25 protein-coding genes and 2 pseudogenes are annotated in these 21,243 nt (G+C 68.8%); 15 read left to right on the top strand and 12 right to left on the bottom strand.

Translation table 11 applies throughout. The annotated features are described in order from the left end of the window. Positions 1–120 precede the first annotated feature (120 nt). The 7 genes from sucD to purE form a co-directional block, all read right to left on the bottom strand. Positions 121–1,017, bottom strand: coding sequence for a succinate--CoA ligase subunit alpha (gene sucD, locus D466_RS0115085; protein ID WP_018914544.1), 897 nt, complete (start codon positions 1,015–1,017; stop codon positions 121–123). 21 nt (positions 1,018–1,038) lie between these two features. Beyond that, entirely contained in the window at positions 1,039–2,199 is a 1,161-nt protein-coding gene (gene sucC / locus D466_RS0115080; protein ID WP_018914543.1) for an ADP-forming succinate--CoA ligase subunit beta, read from the bottom strand. 233 nt (positions 2,200–2,432) lie between these two features. Further along, entirely contained in the window at positions 2,433–2,960 is a 528-nt protein-coding gene (locus tag D466_RS21950; RefSeq protein WP_018914542.1) for a regulatory protein RecX, read from the bottom strand. Next, complete coding sequence (recA, locus tag D466_RS0115070; protein ID WP_018914541.1) at positions 2,960–4,027, bottom strand: recombinase RecA; 1,068 nt, start codon at positions 4,025–4,027, stop codon at positions 2,960–2,962. The genes D466_RS21950 and recA overlap by 1 nt, the downstream gene beginning before the upstream one ends. A gap of 157 nt (positions 4,028–4,184) precedes the next feature. Beyond that, positions 4,185–5,207 carry an L-threonylcarbamoyladenylate synthase gene (locus D466_RS0115065; protein ID WP_018914540.1) on the bottom strand — a complete coding sequence of 341 codons (1,023 nt, stop codon included), beginning with the start codon at positions 5,205–5,207 and terminating at the stop codon, positions 4,185–4,187. A gap of 46 nt (positions 5,208–5,253) precedes the next feature. After that, a complete protein-coding gene (locus D466_RS0115060) occupies positions 5,254–6,429 on the bottom strand; it encodes a 5-(carboxyamino)imidazole ribonucleotide synthase (protein WP_018914539.1) in 1,176 nt (391 codons plus the stop codon). After that, the gene (purE, locus tag D466_RS0115055; protein ID WP_026285328.1) at positions 6,426–6,920 is read right to left on the bottom strand and encodes a 5-(carboxyamino)imidazole ribonucleotide mutase; all 495 of its coding nucleotides are present in this window, start codon (positions 6,918–6,920) and stop codon (positions 6,426–6,428) included. The genes D466_RS0115060 and purE overlap by 4 nt, the downstream gene beginning before the upstream one ends. 155 nt (positions 6,921–7,075) lie before the next feature. Here purE and trxA point away from each other — a divergent pair, with 155 nt between their 5' ends. Continuing rightward, positions 7,076–7,960 carry a thioredoxin gene (trxA, locus tag D466_RS0115050; RefSeq protein ID WP_018914537.1) on the top strand — a complete coding sequence of 295 codons (885 nt, stop codon included), beginning with the start codon at positions 7,076–7,078 and terminating at the stop codon, positions 7,958–7,960. Between the two features lie 67 nt (positions 7,961–8,027). On the opposite strand, the gene D466_RS0115045 is transcribed toward trxA, so the two are convergent. The 4 genes from D466_RS0115045 to tldD all read right to left on the bottom strand — a co-directional run bounded on the left by D466_RS0115045 (position 8,028) and on the right by tldD (position 12,505). Beyond that, positions 8,028–8,918 (bottom strand): phosphoribosylaminoimidazolesuccinocarboxamide synthase, encoded by an 891-nt coding sequence (locus D466_RS0115045; RefSeq protein ID WP_026285327.1) that lies wholly within the window; start codon positions 8,916–8,918, stop codon positions 8,028–8,030. Between the two features lie 89 nt (positions 8,919–9,007). Further along, positions 9,008–10,183, bottom strand: coding sequence for a 3-deoxy-7-phosphoheptulonate synthase (locus D466_RS0115040; protein ID WP_018914535.1), 1,176 nt, complete (start codon positions 10,181–10,183; stop codon positions 9,008–9,010). Positions 10,184–10,444: 261 nt separating this feature from the next. Further along, positions 10,445–10,990 carry a cytochrome b gene (locus D466_RS0115035; protein ID WP_018914534.1) on the bottom strand — a complete coding sequence of 182 codons (546 nt, stop codon included), beginning with the start codon at positions 10,988–10,990 and terminating at the stop codon, positions 10,445–10,447. A 51-nt stretch (positions 10,991–11,041) separates the two neighbouring features. Then, positions 11,042–12,505 (bottom strand): metalloprotease TldD, encoded by a 1,464-nt coding sequence (gene tldD / locus D466_RS0115030; protein ID WP_018914533.1) that lies wholly within the window; start codon positions 12,503–12,505, stop codon positions 11,042–11,044. A 173-nt stretch (positions 12,506–12,678) separates the two neighbouring features. Here tldD and D466_RS24845 point away from each other — a divergent pair, with 173 nt between their 5' ends. The 10 genes from D466_RS24845 (at position 12,679) to D466_RS0114985 (ending at position 17,874) form a co-directional block, all read left to right on the top strand. Then, positions 12,679–12,876, top strand: coding sequence for a DUF2191 domain-containing protein (locus D466_RS24845; RefSeq protein WP_081629977.1), 198 nt, complete (start codon positions 12,679–12,681; stop codon positions 12,874–12,876). Positions 12,877–13,052: 176 nt separating this feature from the next. Then, positions 13,053–13,691: a PAAR domain-containing protein gene (locus D466_RS24840; protein WP_018914532.1), complete on the top strand. Its 639-nt coding sequence runs from the start codon at positions 13,053–13,055 to the stop codon at positions 13,689–13,691. Beyond that, positions 13,688–14,503 carry a hypothetical protein gene (locus D466_RS0115020; protein ID WP_018914531.1) on the top strand — a complete coding sequence of 272 codons (816 nt, stop codon included), beginning with the start codon at positions 13,688–13,690 and terminating at the stop codon, positions 14,501–14,503. The genes D466_RS24840 and D466_RS0115020 overlap by 4 nt, the downstream gene beginning before the upstream one ends. Further along, the gene (locus D466_RS0115015) at positions 14,488–14,871 is read left to right on the top strand and encodes a hypothetical protein (protein ID WP_018914530.1); all 384 of its coding nucleotides are present in this window, start codon (positions 14,488–14,490) and stop codon (positions 14,869–14,871) included. Before D466_RS0115020 ends, D466_RS0115015 begins: the two co-directional genes overlap by 16 nt. Positions 14,872–15,105: 234 nt before the next feature. Continuing rightward, entirely contained in the window at positions 15,106–15,489 is a 384-nt protein-coding gene (locus tag D466_RS23450) for a PAAR domain-containing protein (RefSeq protein WP_081629976.1), read from the top strand. 90 nt (positions 15,490–15,579) lie between these two features. Continuing rightward, positions 15,580–16,242 (top strand): hypothetical protein, encoded by a 663-nt coding sequence (locus D466_RS21940; protein ID WP_196803496.1) that lies wholly within the window; start codon positions 15,580–15,582, stop codon positions 16,240–16,242. After that, entirely contained in the window at positions 16,227–16,628 is a 402-nt protein-coding gene (locus D466_RS0115000; RefSeq protein WP_018914527.1) for a hypothetical protein, read from the top strand. The genes D466_RS21940 and D466_RS0115000 overlap by 16 nt, the downstream gene beginning before the upstream one ends. A gap of 214 nt (positions 16,629–16,842) precedes the next feature. After that, positions 16,843–17,163, top strand: coding sequence for a S8 family serine peptidase (locus tag D466_RS0114995; RefSeq protein ID WP_018914526.1), 321 nt, complete (start codon positions 16,843–16,845; stop codon positions 17,161–17,163). A gap of 133 nt (positions 17,164–17,296) precedes the next feature. After that, positions 17,297–17,497, top strand: coding sequence for a type II toxin-antitoxin system VapB family antitoxin (locus D466_RS0114990; RefSeq protein ID WP_018914525.1), 201 nt, complete (start codon positions 17,297–17,299; stop codon positions 17,495–17,497). After that, positions 17,494–17,874 carry a type II toxin-antitoxin system VapC family toxin gene (locus tag D466_RS0114985; protein WP_018914524.1) on the top strand — a complete coding sequence of 127 codons (381 nt, stop codon included), beginning with the start codon at positions 17,494–17,496 and terminating at the stop codon, positions 17,872–17,874. Before D466_RS0114990 ends, D466_RS0114985 begins: the two co-directional genes overlap by 4 nt. A gap of 28 nt (positions 17,875–17,902) precedes the next feature. Here the strand turns inward: D466_RS0114985 and D466_RS23445 are convergent. Beyond that, positions 17,903–18,034: pseudogene (locus D466_RS23445) on the bottom strand (cyclic pyranopterin monophosphate synthase MoaC); the annotation flags it as partial. 414 nt (positions 18,035–18,448) lie between these two features. Between D466_RS23445 and D466_RS0114975 the strand changes: the two are divergent. The 4 genes and pseudogenes from D466_RS0114975 to D466_RS24065 form a co-directional block, all read left to right on the top strand. Continuing rightward, on the top strand, positions 18,449–18,982 hold the full coding sequence (locus D466_RS0114975) for a tyrosine-type recombinase/integrase (protein WP_196803495.1): 534 nt from the start codon (positions 18,449–18,451) through the stop codon (positions 18,980–18,982). 117 nt (positions 18,983–19,099) lie between these two features. Continuing rightward, on the top strand, positions 19,100–19,582 hold the full coding sequence (locus D466_RS24070; RefSeq protein ID WP_156004346.1) for a hypothetical protein: 483 nt from the start codon (positions 19,100–19,102) through the stop codon (positions 19,580–19,582). Between the two features lie 386 nt (positions 19,583–19,968). Next, on the top strand, positions 19,969–20,901 hold the full coding sequence (locus D466_RS0114960; RefSeq protein ID WP_018914519.1) for a hypothetical protein: 933 nt from the start codon (positions 19,969–19,971) through the stop codon (positions 20,899–20,901). A 181-nt stretch (positions 20,902–21,082) separates the two neighbouring features. Then, positions 21,083–21,243: pseudogene (locus D466_RS24065) on the top strand (IS5/IS1182 family transposase); the annotation flags it as partial.

Genomic DNA, 21,243 nt, shown 5'->3' with positions numbered 1-21,243 from the left:
GCGGCGCGGGCCGCGCAAAAACAAGGCGCCGGGCTTGCGCCCGGCGCCTTGCGATGTCGGAAAACCACGCTGCCCGTGGCGTTCCGCAGGAACGCCACGGGCAGGAAGGGAAAAAAATGTCTAGCCCAGCGCCTTGCGCATCAGCCGGCCCATTTCGGAGGGATTGCGCGTGACGGTGAAGCCACAGGCCTCCATGACTTCCAGCTTGGCATCCGCCGTGTCGGCGCCGCCGGAAATCAGCGCGCCGGCATGGCCCATGCGCTTGCCCGCGGGCGCGGTGACGCCGGCGATGAAACCGACGATGGGCTTTTTCATGTGGTCCTTGGCCCAGCGCGCGGCCTCGGCCTCGTCGGGACCGCCGATCTCGCCGATCATGATCACGCCGTCGGTGTCGGGATCGTCGTTGAACAGCTTGAGCACCTCGATGTGCTTGAGGCCGTTGATCGGGTCGCCGCCGATGCCCACGGCGCTGCTCTGCCCCAGGCCGAGTTCGGTGACCTGTGCCACCGCCTCGTAGGTCAGCGTGCCCGAGCGCGAGACCACGCCGATGCGGCCCTTGCGGTGGATGTGCCCGGGCATGATGCCGATCTTGATCTCGTCGGGGGTGATCAGGCCGGGGCAGTTCGGCCCCAGCAGCAAGGTGCGCTTGCCCCCCGCGGCTTCCTTGGCCCGCATGCGCGCACGCACTTCCATCATGTCGCGCACCGGAATGCCCTCGGTGATGCAAATGGCCAGGTCGAGGTCGGCCTCGACGGCTTCCCAGATCGCCGCGGCGGCGCCCGCCGGCGGCACGTAGATCACCGACACGGTGGCGCCGGTGGCCGCCTTCGCGTCGGCCACCGTGGCGTGGATGGGAATGCCCTCGAAGTCCTCGCCGGCCTTCTTCGGATTCACGCCGGCGACGAAACAGGCCTTGCCGTTGGCGTAGTCCCGGCACATGCGGGTGTGGAACTGGCCGGTCTTGCCGGTGATGCCTTGGGTGATGACCTTGGTGTTCTTGTCAATCAGGATGGACATGGGATGTTCCTCGGCAAGGGTTCAGGCGGCGGCGGAGACGACCTTCTGCGCGGCCTCGGCCAGCGTCTCGGCGCTGAGGATGGGCAGCCCCGAATCGGCCAGCATGCGCTTGCCCAGATCCTCGTTGGTGCCCTTCATGCGCACCACCAGCGGCACCTTCAGCGCCACCGCGCGGCTTGCCGCGATCAGGCCCTCGGCGATCACGTCGCAACGCATGATCCCCCCGAAGATGTTGACCAGGATCGCCTTCACCTGCGGGTTGTTCAACATGATCTTGAACGCCGCCGTGACCTTTTCCGCGGTGGCACCGCCCCCCACGTCCAGGAAGTTCGCCGGCTCGCCGCCGAACAGCTTGATGGTGTCCATCGTGGCCATCGCCAGGCCGGCGCCGTTGACCAGGCAGGCGATGTTGCCGTCGAGCTGGATATAGGACAGGCCGTACTTGGAGGCCTCGATCTCGGCGGGATCCTCCTCGTCGAGGTCGCGCATGGCGGTGAGCTCGTCGTGGCGGAACAGCGCGTTGTCGTCGAAGTTGAACTTGGCGTCCAGCGCGATCACCGAGCCGTCGCCCTGCACCACCAGCGGGTTGATCTCGGCCAGCGAGGCATCCTTGTCCCAGAACGCGCGGTACAGGTTCTGCAGCGCCTGCGCGCCCTGCTTGCGGCTGCCCTCGGGCAGGCCGATCTTCTCGCACAGCGCCAGCGCGTCGGCGTCCTGCAGGCCCTGGCCGGGCTCCACCCACACCTTGTGGATCTTCTCCGGGGTCTTGGCCGCCACTTCCTCGACGTCCATCCCACCTTCGCTGGAGGCCATCAGCGCGACCTTCTGCGCGGCGCGGTCGATCACCAGGCCCGCGTAGTACTCCTTGCGGATGTCGGCGCCGTCCTCGATGAGCAGGCGGCGCACGGTCTGGCCCTCGGGGCCGGTCTGGTGCGTGATCAGTTGCATGCCCAGCATCTGCCCGGAGATCTGGCGCACCTCGTCGATCGAGCGCGCCAGCTTGACCCCGCCGCCCTTGCCGCGGCCGCCAGCGTGGATCTGCGCCTTGACGACCCACACGGGGCCGCCCAGTTGCTCGGCGGCGTGCACCGCCTCGTCGACCGTGAAGGCCGGGATGCCGCGCGGCACCGGCACGCCGAACTCACGCAGGATCTGCTTGCCCTGGTACTCGTGGATTTTCATTCGCTGTTCTCCAATGGGAAAAACGCTGGCTCGGGCCATGGCTCGCGGCCCGACCCCGTGCGGCCCTGGCGGCGCCGCGGCGGTGGTGCCGTTGCGCAGCCCCCCGCCGCTCGCCCGCTGGGCGCGCGGCAGGCGCGGGCTGCGCAACAGCACGTGGTCGACACGGGAAATTGATGCAGCGCAAAAGGCAAGTCTAGCAGCCCGCCAAGGCCGCGCGGCGGGCCGCGGGGGCCTCAGTCGCCGGTGTCGCCGCCTGGGTCCGAATCCGGGACCTGGGTGCCGCGCTTGCGCAACGCCGCCCGGATCGCGTCACCGCCGAAGCCGCGCGCTTGCAGGAAACGCATCTGGCGCGCGCGTTGCGCGGCGTCGGCCGCCGGCAGCGGATGGTGGCGCAGCAACAGGCGCAACGCCCGCTCGGCCTCCGGCTCGAGCTCGCCCAGCGCCTCGCCGGCCGCGCGCTCGATCAGGGATTCGTCCAGCCCGTGGCGGCGCAACTCGCCCAGCACGCGCAGGCTGCCGTGGCGGCGCGCCACGCGCCGCGCCAGGGCCTGGGCGAAGCGTGCCTCGTCGAGCAGGCCCTGCGCCTGCAGTTCGTCGAGCACCTGGGCCAGCAGCGCCGGCGGCGGCTCGGCGCGCGTGCCGCGGGGGCGCGCCAGCTTGCGTTCGAGTTCGGCGCGGGCGTGCTCGCGCAGCGCCAGCATGCGCAGCGCGCTGGCGCGCAGTTCTTCCCGGGTGGGCGGCCGGCGGCCGTCCGGGTCCATCAGCCCTCGGCCGCCTCGGCCTTGGCGGCGACGCCGTCGGTGGGCATGGCGCGCACGCCGAGCTCGGTGCGCACGAGGTTCTCGATCTCCAGCGCCAGCTCGGGGTTCTCCTTGAGGAACTCGCGGGCGTTGTCCTTGCCCTGGCCGATCTTCTCGCCCTTGTAGGCGTACCAAGCGCCGGATTTGTCGACGATCTTCGCGGCCACTCCGAGGTCGATGATCTCGCCCTCGCGCGAAATGCCCTCGCCGTACAGGATGTCGAACTCGGCCTGCTTGAAGGGCGGCGCCACCTTGTTCTTCACCACCTTCACCTTGGTCTCGGAGCCGATGACCTCCTCGCCCTTCTTGATCGAGCCGATGCGGCGGATGTCCAGGCGCACCGAGGCGTAGAACTTCAGCGCGTTGCCCCCGGTGGTGGTTTCCGGGTTGCCGAACATGACCCCGATCTTCATGCGGATCTGGTTGATGAAAATGACCAGGCAGTTGGTGCGCTTGATGGTGCCGGTGAGCTTGCGCAGCGCCTGGCTCATCAGGCGCGCCTGCAGGCCCGGCAGCGAATCACCCATCTCGCCCTCGATCTCGGCCTTCGGGGTCAGCGCGGCCACGGAGTCGATGACGATCAGGTCCACCGAACCCGAGCGCACCAGCGCATCGGCGATTTCCAGTGCCTGCTCGCCGGTGTCCGGCTGGGAGATCAGCAAGTCCTGCAGGTCCACGCCGAGCTTTTGCGCGTACTGCGAATCCAGCGCGTGCTCGGCGTCGATGAAGGCGCACACGCCGCCGAGTTTCTGCATCTGCGCGATGACCTGCAAGGTCAGCGTGGTCTTGCCGGAGGATTCCGGACCGTAGATCTCCACCACGCGCCCGCGCGGCAGGCCGCCCACGCCAAGCGCGATGTCCAGGCCCAGCGAGCCGGTGGACACGACCTGCAGGTCCTCGGCCACCTCGCCCTCGCCCAGGCGCATGATCGAGCCCTTGCCGAACTGCTTTTCGATCTGCGCCAGCGCAGCCGCGAGCGCCTTGGCCTTTTCCGCATTCACCGTGGTCTTGCCTTGTTCGATTGCCATCGTGGTCCCTGCCCGCGTCTTGTTGGTGCGGGGCACTGTAGCACAGGACTGTATGAAAATACAGCTTGAAAAGGGCGGCGGCTCCGCCGTGCCCGCTGCGCCCATCGTGCCCGCTGCGCGGACACTGTAGCCCAGGCGCGCGCCCCGGGCGCTCTCCTCAGTCCATGCCCGGGCCGGCGCCGTGGGCGGCGCGGCGCAGGCGGTCGCGCACGGCGTCCCATTCGGGCTGCGCCGGCAGGCGCTGCACCCAGATCTGCTCCAGGCCCATCGCGTCCAGCGCGCGCAGCGCCGCGTAGACCCCATGGGCATAGCCCCGCGGCTCGTCCGGCAGGCCCAGCCAGTGCGCATGCGCCCGCGGCGGCATGCCGGCCGGCGCGCCGCGCGGCGCCAGCACCCCGACGGCGGCCGCCCGGGCCGGCCACTCGGCGTCGATGTCCGCGGCTTCGCGCAGGCGCAGCGCGGTGCGCGGCGCATAGTGCGCGGCCAGCGCGCCGGGCACCCTGGGGGCGTCGGCGGGCCGCGCCGAGGGCTGCAGCAGTTGCGGGTCCGCGCCCAGCACCCTTGCCAGATCCGCCGCCGAGAGGCCTCCGGGGCGCAGGATGCGCGGGCTGTCGGCGCTGCAGTCGACGATGGTGCTCTCGATACCGATCGCGCATTCGCCCCCGTCGAGCACCATGGCCACCGCCTCGCCCAGTTCGGCGCGCACATGCTCGGCGCGGGTCGGGCTGATGCGCCCGAAACGGTTGGCCGACGGCGCCGCCAGCCCGCCCTGGCCACCGTGCAACTGCTCGAGCACCGCCTGCGCCACCGCGTGGTCCGGGCAGCGCAGCGCGATGGTGGACTGCCCCGCCGCGCACACCGCCGCCACGCCTTCCCGGCGCGGCAGCACCAGGGTCAGCGGCCCCGGCCAGAAGGCCTCGATCAGCGCGCGCGCCGCCGGCGGCAGGCTCGCCGCCCAGCGCAGGGGGTCGGCCCGGCGGTGCAGGTGCACGATCACCGGGTGGTCCGCCGGGCGCCCCTTGGCGGCATAGATCGCGCGCACCGCGGCGTCGTTGGCGGCGTCGGCGGCCAGGCCGTAGACGGTCTCCGTGGGCAGCCCGACCAGCCGGCCGGCCTCCAGCAGGCGTACCGCCTCGCGGATCTCGCGCGGGTCCGGCTGCGCGGTCTCGCGGCTGCTCATGGGACGATCCTCCTCGCCACGCTCACGGGGCCGCCTCGCGCACGACTCACAGGGACGGCAGCCCGAGCCGCGCGCACGCGGCGCGCGCGGCCGCCTCGACCTCGGCGAGCGAGGCCGCGGTGAAGCTCAGGTGGCCCATCTTGCGCCCGGCGCGCGGCTCGTGCTTGCCGTACAGGTGCAGGTGCGCGCCGGGCAGCGCCAGCACCCCGGCCCAGTCGGGCTCGCGCTGGGCGCCCTGCTCATCGAACCACAGTTCGCCCAGCAGGTTGAGCATCAGCGCGGCGCTGTGCCGGCGCGGCTGCGGCAGCGGCGCGCCGACCAGGCAGCGCCATTGCAGCTCGAACTGCGAGGCGTCGCAGGAATCGAGGGTGTGATGCCCGGAGTTGTGCGGCCGCGGCGCCATCTCGTTGGCCACCAGCCGGCCGTCGCGGGTGACGAAGAATTCCACGCACAGCACGCCGACGTAGTCCAGGCCCTCGGCCACGCCGCGTGCGGCCTGCACGGCTTGCCCGGCCAGCTCCTCGGGGATCACCCCGGGCGCGACGGTGCTGCTGAACAGGATGCCGTCGCGATGCACGTTGCGCTGCGGCTCGAAATGCACCATGTGGCCGTCGGCCCCGCGCGCCAGCACCACCGACAATTCGAAGTCCAGGTCCAGCCGGCGCTCCAGCACGCAGGCCACGCCGCCCAGCGCGCGCCACGCGGCCTCCAGGCCGGAGGCCTCGTGCACGGTGACCTGGCCCTTGCCGTCGTAGCCCATGCGCGCGGTCTTCAGGATGCCCGGGAACAGCTCACGCGTGGCGGCCTGCGCGCAGCTCGCGGCGTCGTGCACCACCGCGTGGGGCGCGCAGGGCACGCCCAGGTGCTCGAACAGGGCCTTTTCCTGCGCCCGGTCCTGGCACACGGCCACCGCCGGCGCATGCGGGGCCAGGCGCACGTGGCGCTCCAGCCATTGCAGTGCCGCCGCCGGGACGTTCTCGAACTCGATGGTCACGGCGCGCGCCGTGCGCGCCATCTGGTGCAGGCCGTCCACGTCGTCGTAGGCGCTGGCCACGTGGCGCGTGGTCAGTTGCGCCGCGGGCGCTCCGGCCTGCGGCTCCAGCACCACCACCTCGTAGCCGGCGGCCTGCGCCGATTGCGCGAACATGCGCCCGAGCTGGCCGCCTCCCAGCACCCCGAGCACCGCGCCCGGGGCGATGAACTCCCGCCCGGAGGGCGTCACAGCCCCACCCGCATGGCGCTGGCCTGCGCCGTCTGCTCGGCGCGGAAGGCCTCCAGGCGCTGCAGCAACTGCAGGTCGGAGGCGGCCAGCATGGCCGCGGCGAACAGCGCGGCATTGGCCGCGCCGGCCTCGCCGATGGCGAAGGTGGCCACCGGGATGCCCTTGGGCATCTGCACGATGGACAGCAGCGAATCCTGCCCCTGCAGGTGCCGGCTGGGCACCGGCACGCCCAGCACCGGCACGGTGGTCTTGGCCGCCAGCATGCCCGGCAGGTGCGCGGCACCGCCGGCGCCGGCGATGATCGCCGCCACGCCGCGCGCGCGCGCGCTGGCCGCGTACTCGAACATCGCGTCGGGCATGCGGTGCGCCGACACCACGCGCGCCTCGAAGGGGATCTGCAGGCGCTGCAGCATCTGCGCCGCGTGCTGCATGACGTCCCAGTCGGAACTCGAGCCCATCACCACGCCGACCAAGGCCGTATTCGTTCCCATCCCAGGTCCCCCACCGTGAAAAGCCCACCATTTTACCGGCGCCGGTATGCTTCACGCGTTCGGGCATCCGGGGCCTGGCTCGCCGCTTGCGCACCCCCCGGACTGGAAAACGCCGCCGCCCGCCCCCATATCCGGGTTTTGGAGAACCTATCGCCATGATCGACGCCAACCTAGCCAATTTCGAGACCGAGGTGGTCGAGGCCTCGCGCAGCCTGCCGGTGCTGGTCGACCTGTGGGCCCCGTGGTGCGGCCCCTGCCGCACCCTGGGGCCGATCCTGGAGAAGCTGGAGACCGCCTACGAGGGCCGCTTCAAGCTGGTGAAGATCAACACCGAGGACGAACAGGACCTGGCCGCCGCCTTCGGCGTGCGCAGCATCCCGATGGTGGTGCTGCTCAAGGACGGGCAGCCGGTGGACGGCTTCGTCGGCGCCCTGCCCGAGGGGCAGATCCGCCAGTTCCTCGACCGCCACGTGCCGCCGGCGGCGGAGCAGCCCGAGGACCTGCCCGAGGAGCAGGAACCCCCGCTGGACGCGGACGCGGCGCTGGAGCAGATGCAGCAGGCGCTGGCCACCAACCCGGCGGACGACGCGCTGCGCGGCCAGTATGTGAAACTGCTGCTGCAGGGCGGGCGCCTGGACGACGCCCGCCGCGCCTTCGAGCCCCTGGCGGGCAGGCTGGCGATCGATTCCCTGGCCAGCGCGCTCAAGGAATGGATGGACGCCATCGACGCGGCCGCGCAGGCGCCCGCGGACGAGGCGCTGCGCGCGCGCATCGCCGCCGACCGGCGCGACTTCGCGGCCCGCTTCGCGCTGGCGCAACGCGCGATGGCACAGCGCCAGTGGACCGCGGCGATGGACGAACTGCTGGAAATCCTCATGCGCGACAAGGCCTGGGGCGACCAGGCCGCGCGCAAGGCCTACGTGGCGGTGCTCGAACTGATGGCGCCGCCGCCGCAGAAGACGGCCGACGGCCAGCCGCCGGTGGTGGACCCCACGGTGGAAAGCTACCGCCGCCGCCTGAGCATGATCGTGCTCAGCTGAAGCCTCGAGCGGCCCGGTCCGGCGCGGCGAGGCCCGCCTCTGCCCGAGGCGCGGCCCGTGCCGGCGCCTACTTCGCGGCCAGGCGCTGCAGCGCCTCGCGGTAGCGCGCCGCGGTGGCCTCGATCACTTCCGGCGGCAGCGTGGGCGCCGGGGCGCGCTTGTTCCAGCCAGGCACCTGCTCCAGCCAGTCGCGCAGGTACTGCTTGTCGAAGCTCGGCGGCGAGATGCCCTCGCGCCACTGGTCGGCCGGCCAGAAGCGCGAGGAATCGGGGGTCAGCGCCTCGTCCATCCACACCAGCCGGTCCTGCGCGTCCAGCCCGAACTCGAACTTGGTGTCGGCCAGGATGATGCCCCGCGACTGCGCATGCTCGGCCGCGCGGGCGTAGATCTCCAGGCTGACGTCGCGGATCTGCGCCGCGACCTCCACGCCGACCATGCGCACCATCTGGCCGAAATCGATGTTCTCGTCGTGCTGTCCCAGCTCGGCCTTGATGGCCGGCGTGAAAATCGGGTGCGGCAGGCGCGCCGCCTGCTGCATGCCCTTGGGCAGTTCGATGTCGCAGACCTTGCCGCCGTCCTGGTAGTCCTTCCAGCCCGAGCCGGCCAGGTAGCCGCGCACCACCGCCTCGATGGGCAGCGGGCGCAGGCGCCGCACCACCAGCGCGCGGCCGCGCACCTGGTCGCGCTCGTCGGGCGCCACCACCGACTCGGGGTCGATGCTGGTGAGGTGATTGGGAATCACGTCCTCCAGCAGGCCGAACCAGAAGCAGGAGATCTCGGTCAGGGTGCGTCCCTTGCCGGGGATGCCCTGGTCCATGATCACGTCGAAGGCCGAGATGCGGTCGGTGGCGACCATCAGCATCAGGTCGTCGCCGACGGCGTAGTTGTCGCGCACCTTGCCGCGTCCGACCAGCGGCAGGGATTGGATGGTGGTGTTCAACAGCTCAGTGTCAGTCATGCGCGTGCGTCGGCGTGGCCCCGCGCACGGACCATCCGCGCCAGGGGCTTCATCACGACATTGTAGGCAGCCCTGCGCCCCACCCGAGCTCAGCTGGCGGACCCGGCCTGGGGACGGGCCCTTCGGGCGAGCACGGCCTCGGCCAACTCGTCCATCAGGCGCAGCGAATCCTCCCAGCCCAGGCAGGCGTCGGTGATGCTCTGCCCGTAGCGCAGCGCGGCCGGGTCGTGTTGCCCGGGGTTGAATTTCTGCGCGCCGTCCACCAGGTGGCTCTCGGCCATCACCCCGAAGATGCAGCGCTCCCCCGCGCGCAGCTGCGCGCCGATGTCGCGCGCCACGTCGAGCTGGCGCTCGTGCTTCTTCTCGCTGTTGGCATGCGAGCAGTCGATCATCAGCCGGCACTCCAGCGCCGCCGCGTGCAACTGTTCGCAGGCCGCGCGAACGCTGTGCGCGTCGTAGTTGGGCTTGCGGCCGCCGCGCAGGATCACGTGGGTGTCCTGGTTGCCGCGGGTCTGCACGATGGAGACCTGCCCGCTCTTGTGCACCGACAGGAAGGAATGCGGCCGGCGCGAGGCCAGGATGGCGTCGATGGCGATGCGCAGGTTGCCGTCGGTGCCGTTCTTGAAGCCGATCGGCGCCGACAGGCCCGAGGCCAGTTCGCGGTGCACCTGGCTCTCCGTGGTGCGCGCGCCGATGGCGCCCCAGGAGATCAGGTCGCCGATGTACTGCGGCGAGATCACGTCCAGGAACTCGCTGCCGGCGGGCACGCCCAGGCGGTTGATGTCGATCAGCAGCTCGCGCGCCATGCGCAGGCCGTCCTCGATGCGGTAGCTCTGGTCCAGGTAGGGGTCGTTGATCAGGCCCTTCCAGCCCACCGTGGTGCGAGGCTTCTCGAAGTACACCCGCATCACCACCTCGAGCTCGCCGGCGTGGCGCCGGCGCTGCTCGGCCAGGCGCTGCGCGTACTCGAGGGCCGCACGGGGATCGTGGATGGAGCAAGGCCCGATGACCAGCAGCAGGCGGTCGTCCTGCCCCTGCACGATACGGTGCACGGCGCGGCGGGTGTCGCCGATCAGGGTTTCCATCGCGCTGCCGGCGATGGGCAGGCGCTTGATCAGCTGCTCGGGAGTGGGTAGCGGGCGCACGTCCTCGACGCGCTCGTCGTCGGTGGCCGAGGTGCGCTCCGCGGCGGGGGGCACGGACGCCGCTGCCGGCGCTGCGGGCTGGGCAACGGGTTCGGGACTGGAGGGATCGAGCACGGACATCTCCTGGGGCTCCTGCTGGGGGATTGCGGCGCGGGCCCGGCGAAAAAAAACCGCCGGGCTTGGCCGGCGGTTTCTTGAGGAATTCGTGGGGTTCAGCTCAAACTCTTCCCTCTCCCTCCGCCGGCGCGGTGCGAGAACCCAAAAAAGCCGTAAAACCAGAAGCCGGTGGTATGCATGACGGGGAAGGTCTGAGCGCCCAGTATAACCACGGCGCCACGGCACCGCCAGGATCGGGGCCGTCGGGGCGGCCCGGCGCCCGGTTCAGGAACGCCGCGGCCACATGCGGCGCAGCGTGTCGTCGCGCTCGATCACCGCGTGGAACAGCGCGCCCGCCACGTGCAGGCCGATGGCGCCCAGCAGCACGTAGGCCACCAGCTGGTGCACGTCGCCCATCTCGTGCGCCCAGCCGGCGCCCGTGGGCGCCAGTGCCGGCAGGCCCACCAGGCCCGCCAGGTGCACAGTCCAGCCGCGCGACGAGGCGTTGATCCAGCCCAGCACCGGCAGCAGCAGAAAACCCGCATACAGGACCAGGTGCACCAGCTTGGCCAGGTGCTGCTGCCATGTGGGCCCCGGCAGCAGCTCCGGAGCGCCGGTGCCGGCACGCCACAGCAGGCGCAGCACCATCAGCCCCAGGATGCTGGTGCCCACGCCGATGTGCCAGGCGATCAGGCCCACCGGCTGGGTGTCCCGGCGCACGTCGGGCATCAGCCAGGCGAGCCCGAACTCGGCCGCGATCAACAAGAAGATCGACCAGTGCAGCGCTCGGGCGACCGGGTTATAGACGGTGGGTTGGGCGGTTTGGTTCATGAGCCACAGTTTGCCACCACAGCCTTAGCGCAGACTTAGCCTGCCTCAAGTTCAGGCGGTGCCGCCCACCGTGACGCGGTCGATGCGCAGCGTGGGCTGCCCCACGCCCACCGGAACGCTCTGGCCTTCCTTGCCGCAGGTGCCGACGCCCGGGTCGAGCTGCATGTCCCGGCCGATCATGCTCACGCGGGTGAGCACGTCGGGGCCGTTGCCGATCAGCGTGGCGCCCCTGACGGGGTAGAGCAGCTTGCCCTTTTCCACCCACCAGGCCTCGCTGGCGGAGAACACGAACTTGCCGCTGGTGATGTCCACCTGCCCGCCGCCGAAGTTCACCGCGTACAGGCCGCGGTCCAGGCTGGCGACGATTTCCTGCGGATCGCGGTCGCCGGCCAGCATGTAGGTGTTGGTCATGCGGGGCATCGGCACATGCGCGTAGCTTTCGCGCCGGGCGTTGCCGGTGGGCTTGCGCTTCATCAGGCGCGCGTTCAGCGAATCCTGCATGTAGTCGACCAGCACGCCGTCGTCGATCAGCACCGTGCGCTCGGTAGGGTGCCCCTCGTCGTCGATGTTCAGCGAACCCCGGCGCCCGGCCAGCGTGCCGTCGTCGAGCACGGTCACGCCGCGCGCCGCCACCTGCTGGCCGATGCGCCCGGCGAAGGCGCTGGAGCCCTTGCGGTTGAAGTCGCCCTCCAGGCCGTGGCCGATGGCCTCGTGCAGCAGGATGCCGGGCCAGCCCGAGCCCAGCACCACGCTCATCTCGCCGGCCGGGGCCGGGCGCGACTCCAGGTTCAGCACCGCCTGGCGCACCGCCTCGTCCACATGGTGTCGCAGCGTGGCCTCGTCGAAGCGATCCAGCGCCCAGCGCCCGCCGCCGCCGGAGGATCCGGTCTCGCGGCGCCCGCCCTGCTCGGCGATCACGCTCACGTTCAGGCGCACCAGCGGGCGCACGTCGGCGGCCAGCAGGCCGTTGGCGCGCATGACCAGCACCACGTCGTATTCGCCGGCCAGGCTGGCCATCACCTGCACCACCCGCGAATCGGCGGCGCGCGCCATTTCGTCGGCCCGCGCCAGCAGCGCCACCTTGGCCGAGGAATCCAGCGCCTGCAAGGGATCGAAGGGCTCGTACAGCTGGTGTCCGCCGCCGTGGCGCAGCGTCTCGCCCACGCGCACGCGGCCGCGGCCCTGGCGCGCGATGGCGCGCACGGTGCCCGCCGCCTGCATCAGGCGCGACTCGGAGATGTCGTCCGAATAGGCGAAGGCGGTCTTGTCGCCCTCGATGGCACGGATGCCGAAACCCTGCTCGATGCCGAAACTCCCGCTCTTGACCAGGCCTTCCTCCAGGCTCCAGCCCTCCGAGCGCGTGTACTGCAGGTAGATGTCGGCGTCGTCCAGCCGGTGCTCGAAGGCACTGGACAGCGCGCGCTGCAGCGTGGACTCGTCGATGCCGTAGGGCTCGAGCAACAGGCGCCGCGCCTCTTGCAGGCGCAGCAGGGCGGGTTCGGTGGCGGTATTCATGGCTCCATTGTAGGAGCCGGGGGCAACGGGCGCCGGACCACGACGCCCCCCTGCGCACGCGGGTGTGGAGTCTGCCGCGCGCCCTGCCGCCCATGCCCCCTATGCCTCAACCGCACACGCCGCGTCGGGGCATTGGCGCAACCTCCAGCAGCCGGCGGGTCGAAGCCCTAGCCTTGGGCACCCCGGCCCTGAAGCGCGCGCCCGAAGTCGCCGATCCATCGATGAAACCAGCCGATCTGTTCCGACAAGCTGTTCGGACCTTCGTCCGGGTCCGGACCGCGAGGCGCCTCGCCGCACTCGGCGGCGCACAGCCGGGCATGCGGGACATCCCGCGGCGCCGTGAAATGCCCGAGCAAGGATCAGGCCGGTGAGGCCTGCGCCCCCCCAGCCCCCGACTTGCCGCCATGCCTTTCCGACAGTTGAACGTCGGTGAGGCTCATGCCGCGGTCGGCGGCCTTGCAAATGCCCTAGCGTGAAAAGGTGCCAATCGGGGCATTGCCATGACCGCGGGCGGCCGGCGCCTGAAAGGCATAGCCTGTCCACTTTTTTGGATCTGCCGCCCTTCAACCTGATGAGACGACACCACATCTGCCTCGGCGACGCGACGACCGCGGGCGGTGTCGTGGTCAGCGCGAGCTCCACGGTCACCATCCTGGGCCGGCCCGCGGCGCTCGAGGGGGACACCGTCGACTGCCGCGCCTGCAAATCCACCGGGGTGATCACCTGCGCAGGGCCTCGTCACCACGAAACCTTCGGCGGCCGCAACACCGCGCTCGAAGGCGACCTTTGTGCCTGCCGTTGCCGCAAGCCGCCCGAACTGGTGGCCAGCCAGCAGGGCAGCTATCAGACCGTGGGCGGTTCCGGCGTCGGCATGCCACCTGGGGCAGCCACGCATACGGCGGCGCTTACGGCGCCACACGGCACCGACGGCAGCACCGCCTCCGATCCAGTGCACGACAGGCCATGGCTTGGCTTCCAACTCGACGAGACCGCGAGCTGCGAGGGTGTGTCATGCCGGGTCCTGTTCGACGACGGGTCGCACGCCTACGCGGCCTGCATGACGGGCAACCGCCTGCGCCTGCACGGCGTCGCGGCCCGCAGCGCGACGCAAGTCGACTACCTGCTGGGCGAGGTCCGTGCCGAGGCATCCCTGATCGCCTTCCTGCTCGAAAGGATCGCCACGTGAGAGCCCCGACCTCGGCGATCGGCGAGCCCGACCATCAGCTACCCCCACTGACTGGCCCGTTCCCCGTCAACCAGGAGCACGGTCTGCCCAGTCCGCTGCAACTGGCTCGCGATGAATTCGAGGCCGCCGGCAGTCGCTTCGCAACAGACGCAATCCGGGACGCCAGGCTGCGCCAACTCTACAAGAGCAACATCCAGCGCATCTCGCGCGAGGTCCAGGCCGAGGTCGACGCCGGGAGGGTCAGCGTCGTGGAGGGCGCGAGATTCTGCCAGCGCATGCGCAATCAGGTCATGGAAGAGACGCGCGTGGCATCCTCGGCACAAGGACGGGCCTACGCACAAAAGGTAAAGCCGACCGGAACGGCATTGGAATCGCTGCTGGACAAATATGCGAGCGAGCTTTTCAAGCGCCCCTTTTCCTCCCTATCCGAGTCCCAGAAGAGCCAGGTCTTCTACTCGATTGTCGCGTCCTCTGGACGCGACAATCTCGAATTTTCGACGGAAACCCGCCGGCTCCGCATCCTGGGCAAAGTCGGGCTGATCGTCACCGCAATCGTGGCGTTGCATGCTGTCGTGATCGCGGATGACAAGCCCCGGGAGATTATTCGGCAGGGTGCCGTGATAGGCGGCGGCATGGTCGGGGGTGGAGTTGCAGGAGCCCTGCTCGTCACCCCCATCTGCGGCCCGGGGGCGGTGGTCTGTGCCGTCGCGATCGTGTTGCTGGGTAGCACCCTCGGCGGTCTGGCTGCAGAGTTGGTGGAACGAACAGCCGAGGAGGAGTTGGAGGAATTCGCGCGATGGAATCTACGCTGACCGAGCAGCAACGGGAGGACGTCTGGGAAGCGCTGTCCGACGCCTTCATCGACAACGAAGTGCATTACGAATTCATTGCACGCCGGATCGCGGGAATCCCGAAAGCTGAGCTACAGGAGATCTTCTTCAACGAGGTGGCGCCCCAGTGTGGCCCGAACTTGCTGGCCACGATTCCCCCGATCTGGGCAGGATTCGACAAGGAGAGCCTGGCGAAATGCATCCGTGACATGCTGCAGAACAATCGCAGATCTCGATGGGCGCGAATCAGGCATCGAATCACGGTTGCGCTTTTCCGTCGGCGTTTCCGGCGCGTCTGGGAAAGAATTGAATTCGAATGGGCCAGAAAGGCCCAGCACACAGGCTCCTGACCCCTCGTTCCGCGCGTGCAGATCAAGGAGTTGCGTCCCCTGCCACCCAGTCCCCCGACTTGCCGCCATGCTTTTCCAGCAGGTGCACGCCGGTGATGGTCATGCCGCGGTCGGTGGCCGTGCACATGGCATGACGAACACATCGGGAAATCGGGGAATGGCCTTGGCCGCGAGCGGCGAGCGCCGCAAAGGCATAGCCTGTGCGCTTTGCGGCCCCGGCACACGCGCGCCCCCGTGAGACGACACCACATCTGCCTCGGCGACACGACGACCGCGGGCGGTGTCGTGGTCAGCGCGAGCTCCAACGTCACCATCCTGGGCCGGCCTGCAGCGCTTGAGGGCGACACGGTCGAATGCCGTGCCTGCAAATCCACCGGGGTGATCACCTGCGCAGGGCCACGTCACCACGAAACCTTCTGCGGCCGCAACACCGCGCTCGAAGGCGACCTTTGTGCATGCCGCTGCCCGCGGCCGCCCGAACTGGTGGCCAGCCAGCAAGGCAGCGGTCAGACCCTGGACGGTTTCGACGTCGGCATGTCGCCTGGAGCGGCGGCGCATACGGCGCCGCACGGCACGGACGGCTGCTCCGCCTCCGATCCGGTGCGCGACAGGCCATGACTCGGCTTCCAGCTCGACGAGACCGCGAGCTGCGAGGATGTTTCATGCCGGGTCTTGTTCGACGACGGGTCGTACGCCTACGCGGCCTGCATGACGGGCAACCGCCTGCGCCTGCACGGCGTCGCGGCCCGCAGCGCAACGCAAGTCGACTACCTGCTGGGCGAGGTCGGTGCCGGACGGGTCAGCGTCGTCGAAGGCGCGAGATTGTGCCAGCGCATGCGCAACCAGATCATGGAAGAGACGCGGGTGGCTTCCTCGGCGCAGGGGCGGGCGTATGCGGAGTCGATGAAAAAGGATGGGCCGTCGCTGAGGGCGCTGCTGGACAACTATGCCGTCGAGCACTTCCAGCGCCCGTTCGACGGGCTGTCCGAGGGGGAGAAGAGCAAGGTTTTCTACAGCGTCATCGAGTCGGCGTCACGCGACCGCTCCAAAGTGAGCGCCGCCACGAGACGCCTGGGGGTTCTCGGAAAGGTCGGTTTGGTCGTTACCGCCATCCTGGCAGTACATGCGGTAGCCGTGGCGGACGACAAGCGCGCGGAGGCGATCCGGCAAGGAGTCCTCATCGGCGGCGGAATGGTAGGCGGTAGCGTCGCTGGCGCGGTTCTCGCGGCTCCGCTTTGCGGCCCGGGCGCGGTCGTGTGCGCGGTCGCCATCGTGCTGATGGGTAGTGTGGCCGGCAGCCTTGTCGCTGAATCCTGGGTGGGGACGGCCGACGACGAACTGGAGGAATTCCGGCGATGGGAACTGCGCTGAGCGACGAGCGCCGTGAGGATGTATGGGAGGCGCTGTCCGACGCCTTCATCGACAACGAAGTGCATTACGAATTCATCGCACGACGAATCGTCGGAGTGCCGGTTGCCGAATTGAAGGAGATCTTCTTCACCGAAGTAGCTCCCTACTGCGGCCAGAACCTGTTGACGGTGATCCCTCCCATATGGGCTGGGTTCGATCGTCAGCGTCTGGTCGAGAACATCCGCGCCATGCAGGCTCGCGGCAGGCGATGCCTGCTGGCGCGGTGGAGGATGCGGTGCTCGATGGCCTTCTGCCGCATCCACTTCCGTGGAATCTGGGCACGGATCGAAGCTGAACTGGGCAAAAAGATGGCAGCCCCCTATGCGGAACATTCGCCCGACGGCTGACTCCTGTCATTCGCTGCGGGAGCGCAGTACACGCGGGCGCCCGGCTTCGACGGAGCCCTGGTCGGCGCGCAGGGGTCGGGCTTCCTCGGCGTGGACCTCAACGAGGGCCTCGCCGCACTGCAGGAACCGATGGCCTGTCGCGACCCTCGCGGCGCCCGGGGGCATTTTCGGGCTGGACGACCCCTTCGACGCGGCCGACACCGAGCCGCGGCGCATGGCGGCTCTGCCCATCATCCTTGCCCAGGGCGCCACGGTCGAGAATCCGCAAGACCTGGAGGGGGGCTCGAAAAGCGGCAGGCTGCTCGGCGGCGACATCTACTACGGCGCAGCCACGCAAGGCACCAGCGGGGCCACGGTACTGGTCAGCGCCGCGGCAGCGTACGTGCTCGGCCACCATCCCACATGGACTCCCGCCATGGGCCGCCAGCGCCTGGTGGACGCGGCCTTCCCGCTGAAAAGCCACTATTGCACGGAAGCCGGCGCCCGCTGCCCACCCGGCGTGCTCGACGCACTGGCCGCCGTGAACGGGCCCTGAGGCGACGCGCCCCCGAAGCCAACGTTCCCCGTCGTTGGCGCCGAGCAGCCCTGCCCGCGCAGGGGCCAACCCGCACTGATGCTTCCGATGATGCATACTTGCATCAAACACGATGCCTCAAGGAGCGAACAGCATGCGCACCACCGTGACGATTGACGATGCGCTCTACCAACGCGCGCTTGAAGCTGCCGACCCGTCCATGAGCAAGGCCGAGCTGTTTCGCGAGGCGATCCAGACCTTTATCCGGGTCCAGGCGGCGAAGCGCCTTGCCGCCCTCGGAGGCTCGGAGCCGTCGATGCAAGAGATCCCTCGCCGCCGGGAAACGCACGCATGAGCGACGTGCTCGTCGACACCTCGGTGTGGGTGGAACACTTCCGGCGCGGCAACGCGACGCTGGCCGCATTGCTGGATTCCGACAGAGTGCTCGTCCATCCGATGGTGCTCGGCGAACTGAGCTGCGGGACGCCTCCGGACCGCGCACGAACACTGGCCGCCCTGGCCTCACTACGGCCCGCGCGGGTTGCCGGCCTGGATGAGGTCGGGGCCTTCGTGGAACGCGAACGCCTCTACGGCCAGGGCTGCGGCCTTGTCGACATGACGCTCCTCGCTTCGACGCTGATCACGCCCGGGGCCCTGCTCTGGACCCTGGACACCCGCCTCGCGAGGCTGGCACGAGGATTCGGCGCACTGCATCACACCGCGGGCCGGTGAGCCTCGGGCTCGACATCGGGTAAAGCCGCTACGCCGCGTCGCCCGCCACCCAGTCCCCCGACTTGCCGCCATGCTTTTCCAGCAGGCGCACGTCGGTGATGGTCATGCCGCGGTCGGCGGCCTTGCACATGTCGTAGACGGTGAGCAGGCCGACGTTAAGTCCTTGATTTCACAGGATCCAGCCGAAGCCCGAAAGCCCGTTTCCGGGTGCTTTTGGCCCTCCAAGTGGGACAAAACTGGGACAACGCGACGAGCTTCGCGATGCCCGACAACAGCATACCTCGCGGCTGCTTCGACAACGTCGAGCATCAAGCGCTAAGACTCGATGTGGCGGACGCACTTCGGCCCCTTCCTGAATGTCCCCGTCACAGCTCTGAATTCGGGGGACATTCGGGGTAATTGCAGGAGACTTTCCCAGAGCTGCGGGGCGGCTGTGGTCGAGTTCTGCCGGGGCGCCGTGGGAGCGCTGGTTCGGTATGTGAACGCCGTGCACGGACTGAGCCTGGAATCCCCTTTCACACGGTTGGCGGCGGCTGGCTTGCTTCCCGATCGTGCGAAACCTCGCGCCAGGGTCTTGCAGGAAGCCGACCTGCCAGCGTGGCGGGGTTCCATCGAAAAGTTGAACGAGAAGCAGCGCGACTTCCTGCTCCTGGCGCTCTACACGGGCTTGCGTCGCACAGAGTGCAGGGAACTACAGCGCCAGCACGTGGACCTCGCCACGGGCGTCCTCGTCGTTCCTATGACCAAGAACGGTAAGGCGCACACCTTGCCCGTAACGCCGTTGATGCGCGAGATCCTGGAACGGCGCTGCGACGGGCTGGAACCGGAGCAGGAACTGTTCGCCAGGGTCAGTGCCGAGCACCTCGCACGCGCCGCGATGGTGGTCGGTGCGCCCCGCTTCATGCTGCATGACCTGCGCAAGATGCTGGCGACGGTCGGGCAAAAGCTGGCGATCAGCGACGCCGTGCTGAGGCGCATCCTCAACCACACGCCGGCACGGGCTGACGTTCTGCACAGGCATTACGTGGCGTTGAGCGCAGAGGACGTGCGCGAGCCGCTGACGGTGGTGCAGGAGCGACTAGTCGAGTTGATGCGGGGCGCGGCTTGACAGGGGAGACCTGTCGGCGCAGGCTAACCGCTGACGTGGTCTCGGCCGCAGTTGGTCAGATCGTAGAGATCATCAACAGGGGAAGGCATGGCTTGGAGAACGTCAGACTCGATCAGCTTGATCTCCGCGCTGGCGGCCATAGCAAGTGCGATCTATACGGGGATGACCTACAAGGCCACGGTCGCGCTCAAGAAGCACGACTCTATCCTGCGGCTGCGACTCGCCGACGAGACGCTGCGGGCTGCGGTGTTAGCGCTGCCCGGTCTGCTTGAGCGAGCGCGAGATTCGCGCCAAGCCGTATGGGCCGCAATCGGCTGGGGTCGCAGTGGCCCGATGCAGGTATGGGAAGCAAGGGTCAAGGAGCTTGAGGCCGAAATACAGGCGCTGCAACGATGCCTCCCAGGTGAGGGCAATCTTGCCTCGCGGAGCCTTGAAGCCTTGACTGATCTCATTTCCGCGAATCACAGTTTGCAGCAACGCGCGTTCGCGGTGCGGGATGAACTGAATGAAGGTCTGCGCGCGGATGACCGTCAGCGCGACCACCTCCACGAGGATCATCGCGCCGCCATGGCTGCAAGGCTGGCACAGCCCGGCCGCTAAAGCCATGCATCTGGCCACGGGATTTGCGAAGGGGTGATCTGGCGGTGATCAGAGCAGGCCGGCCTCATTGCGCGGCCCTGCACGCCACGCGCATAGCCCAGCCGCCAACGCCAGCGAACCTCAAGTCGCCGGCGTGCCTGATGAAGCAGTGCCTGAGCCGCTAGGAGCGCTTCTGACGGGCTATCGTGAGCTGCTTGCACCCACCCTACGCTGAGCCGCAATTGCGGGCTCAGGCATCGAATTCTTCGGGATCTCAGTCACCGGTGACGGAAGGTCGGCGGGCCTCGAAAGCTCAGTGTGCAGTGACTATTTGCACTGCCTAAGAACGCTCGCTACCGTGGTGGGTTTCGCACGATTGACCCACCCCACGAAAGGAGCCCGCGCCCATGACCTTGAAGCTGATCTCCACGAAGCCGAAGCGTTCCCCTGCGCACCGCAGCGATGCCTATGCCGCACTGAAATTCCGTGCGGTTGTTGACTGGGTCGAGCTGCACGTCGTGACCGCCAGCCCGAGCAACTTCGACACGGCCCGGAAGCGCGTCGGCGTTCCCCATGTCAAGCCGGTGAACCCTGGGCCCGGTGGGGCCGCCACCGAGTTCCTGGTAAGGCTGCAGGAGCCCGAGAGCTGGCAGGACGTGGAAGAGGCTCTGGCGGGCTTCACGCATGACCATCCGCTTGCGGAGCCGGTGACCGTGCATGCGATCGAGATCGCCCTGGATGCCTACAGCCGGTTCAACAGCCGGGATGATCTGGTGGAGATGGCCTACGGGTTCTACAAGTTCTCCACGTTCATGGCGTCGGAGAACCGACGCATGTCTCGCGGCAAGCTGGACACGCTGAGCCTTCGCTCGCACCGGCTGCGCCGACATCACCTGGATGAGGGATACAACGTCTATGTCGGCGACAAGGGTGCCGACGTGATGCAGCATCTATACGTGAAGGAGACGACGATTCGAGAGGGCCTGCCCGTCTCGCTGCCCAGGAAGGAACACCGGGCACGGACGGAGATCACGTTCACGGGCAAGGGTGTCCCGGAAGCGTTGGTCTCGGACTGGAGGGAGTTCAACTTCACCGAGCTGTCCTCATACTTCAGCTACAGAAAGTTGAAGCCCATCTTGACGCCGCTCGTGCGGGTCGCGGTGGAGCATGTGGACCAGATAGGTGAAGCCAAGCTCCGGCGACGGAGGAACCGAGGCACGCGGCTGCATTCGGCGGCCACGTTGGCAGACACGGAGTTGAACGCCAGGGCCTACTCGGCGCTCCGGGAGCTGACGAAGAGGATGCGTGCTGGTGGCAAGCTTGGGAGCTTGGCTGCTTGACGTCGTTGCCGGCGTGGTGAGGATCAGGTGAAGGACTTCTGCATGGAGTCTTTCATCTGGTTGTGTTGAATGTTGTCAGTAGTGAGTTATCAGGGCGGCAGGGCCGGATCTTGACGGCTCAAGGACTTAGGGCAACGCTGAAGAAGGTCCACCGCCGAGGGGGCTCGTGCGTTGAAGGTAGATGAAGCAACAGACCCTTGCCATGGCCGCCGATCAAGCCGCCGGATTTGAGCAATACCGTAAGCCGACGAAGCGCGACGTGTTCCTGCAGACGATGGACGAGATCGTGCCGTGGGCGCAGTTGTGCGAGGTGATCGAGCCGCACTATCCCAAGGGCAAAGG

The organism is Thiomonas sp. FB-6 (assembly GCF_000377645.1).
Taxonomy (GTDB): Bacteria; Pseudomonadota; Gammaproteobacteria; order Burkholderiales; family Burkholderiaceae_C; genus Thiomonas_A.
The sequence above is the reverse complement of the archived record's forward strand: the minus strand, read 5'-3'. Positions and strand labels throughout refer to the sequence as shown.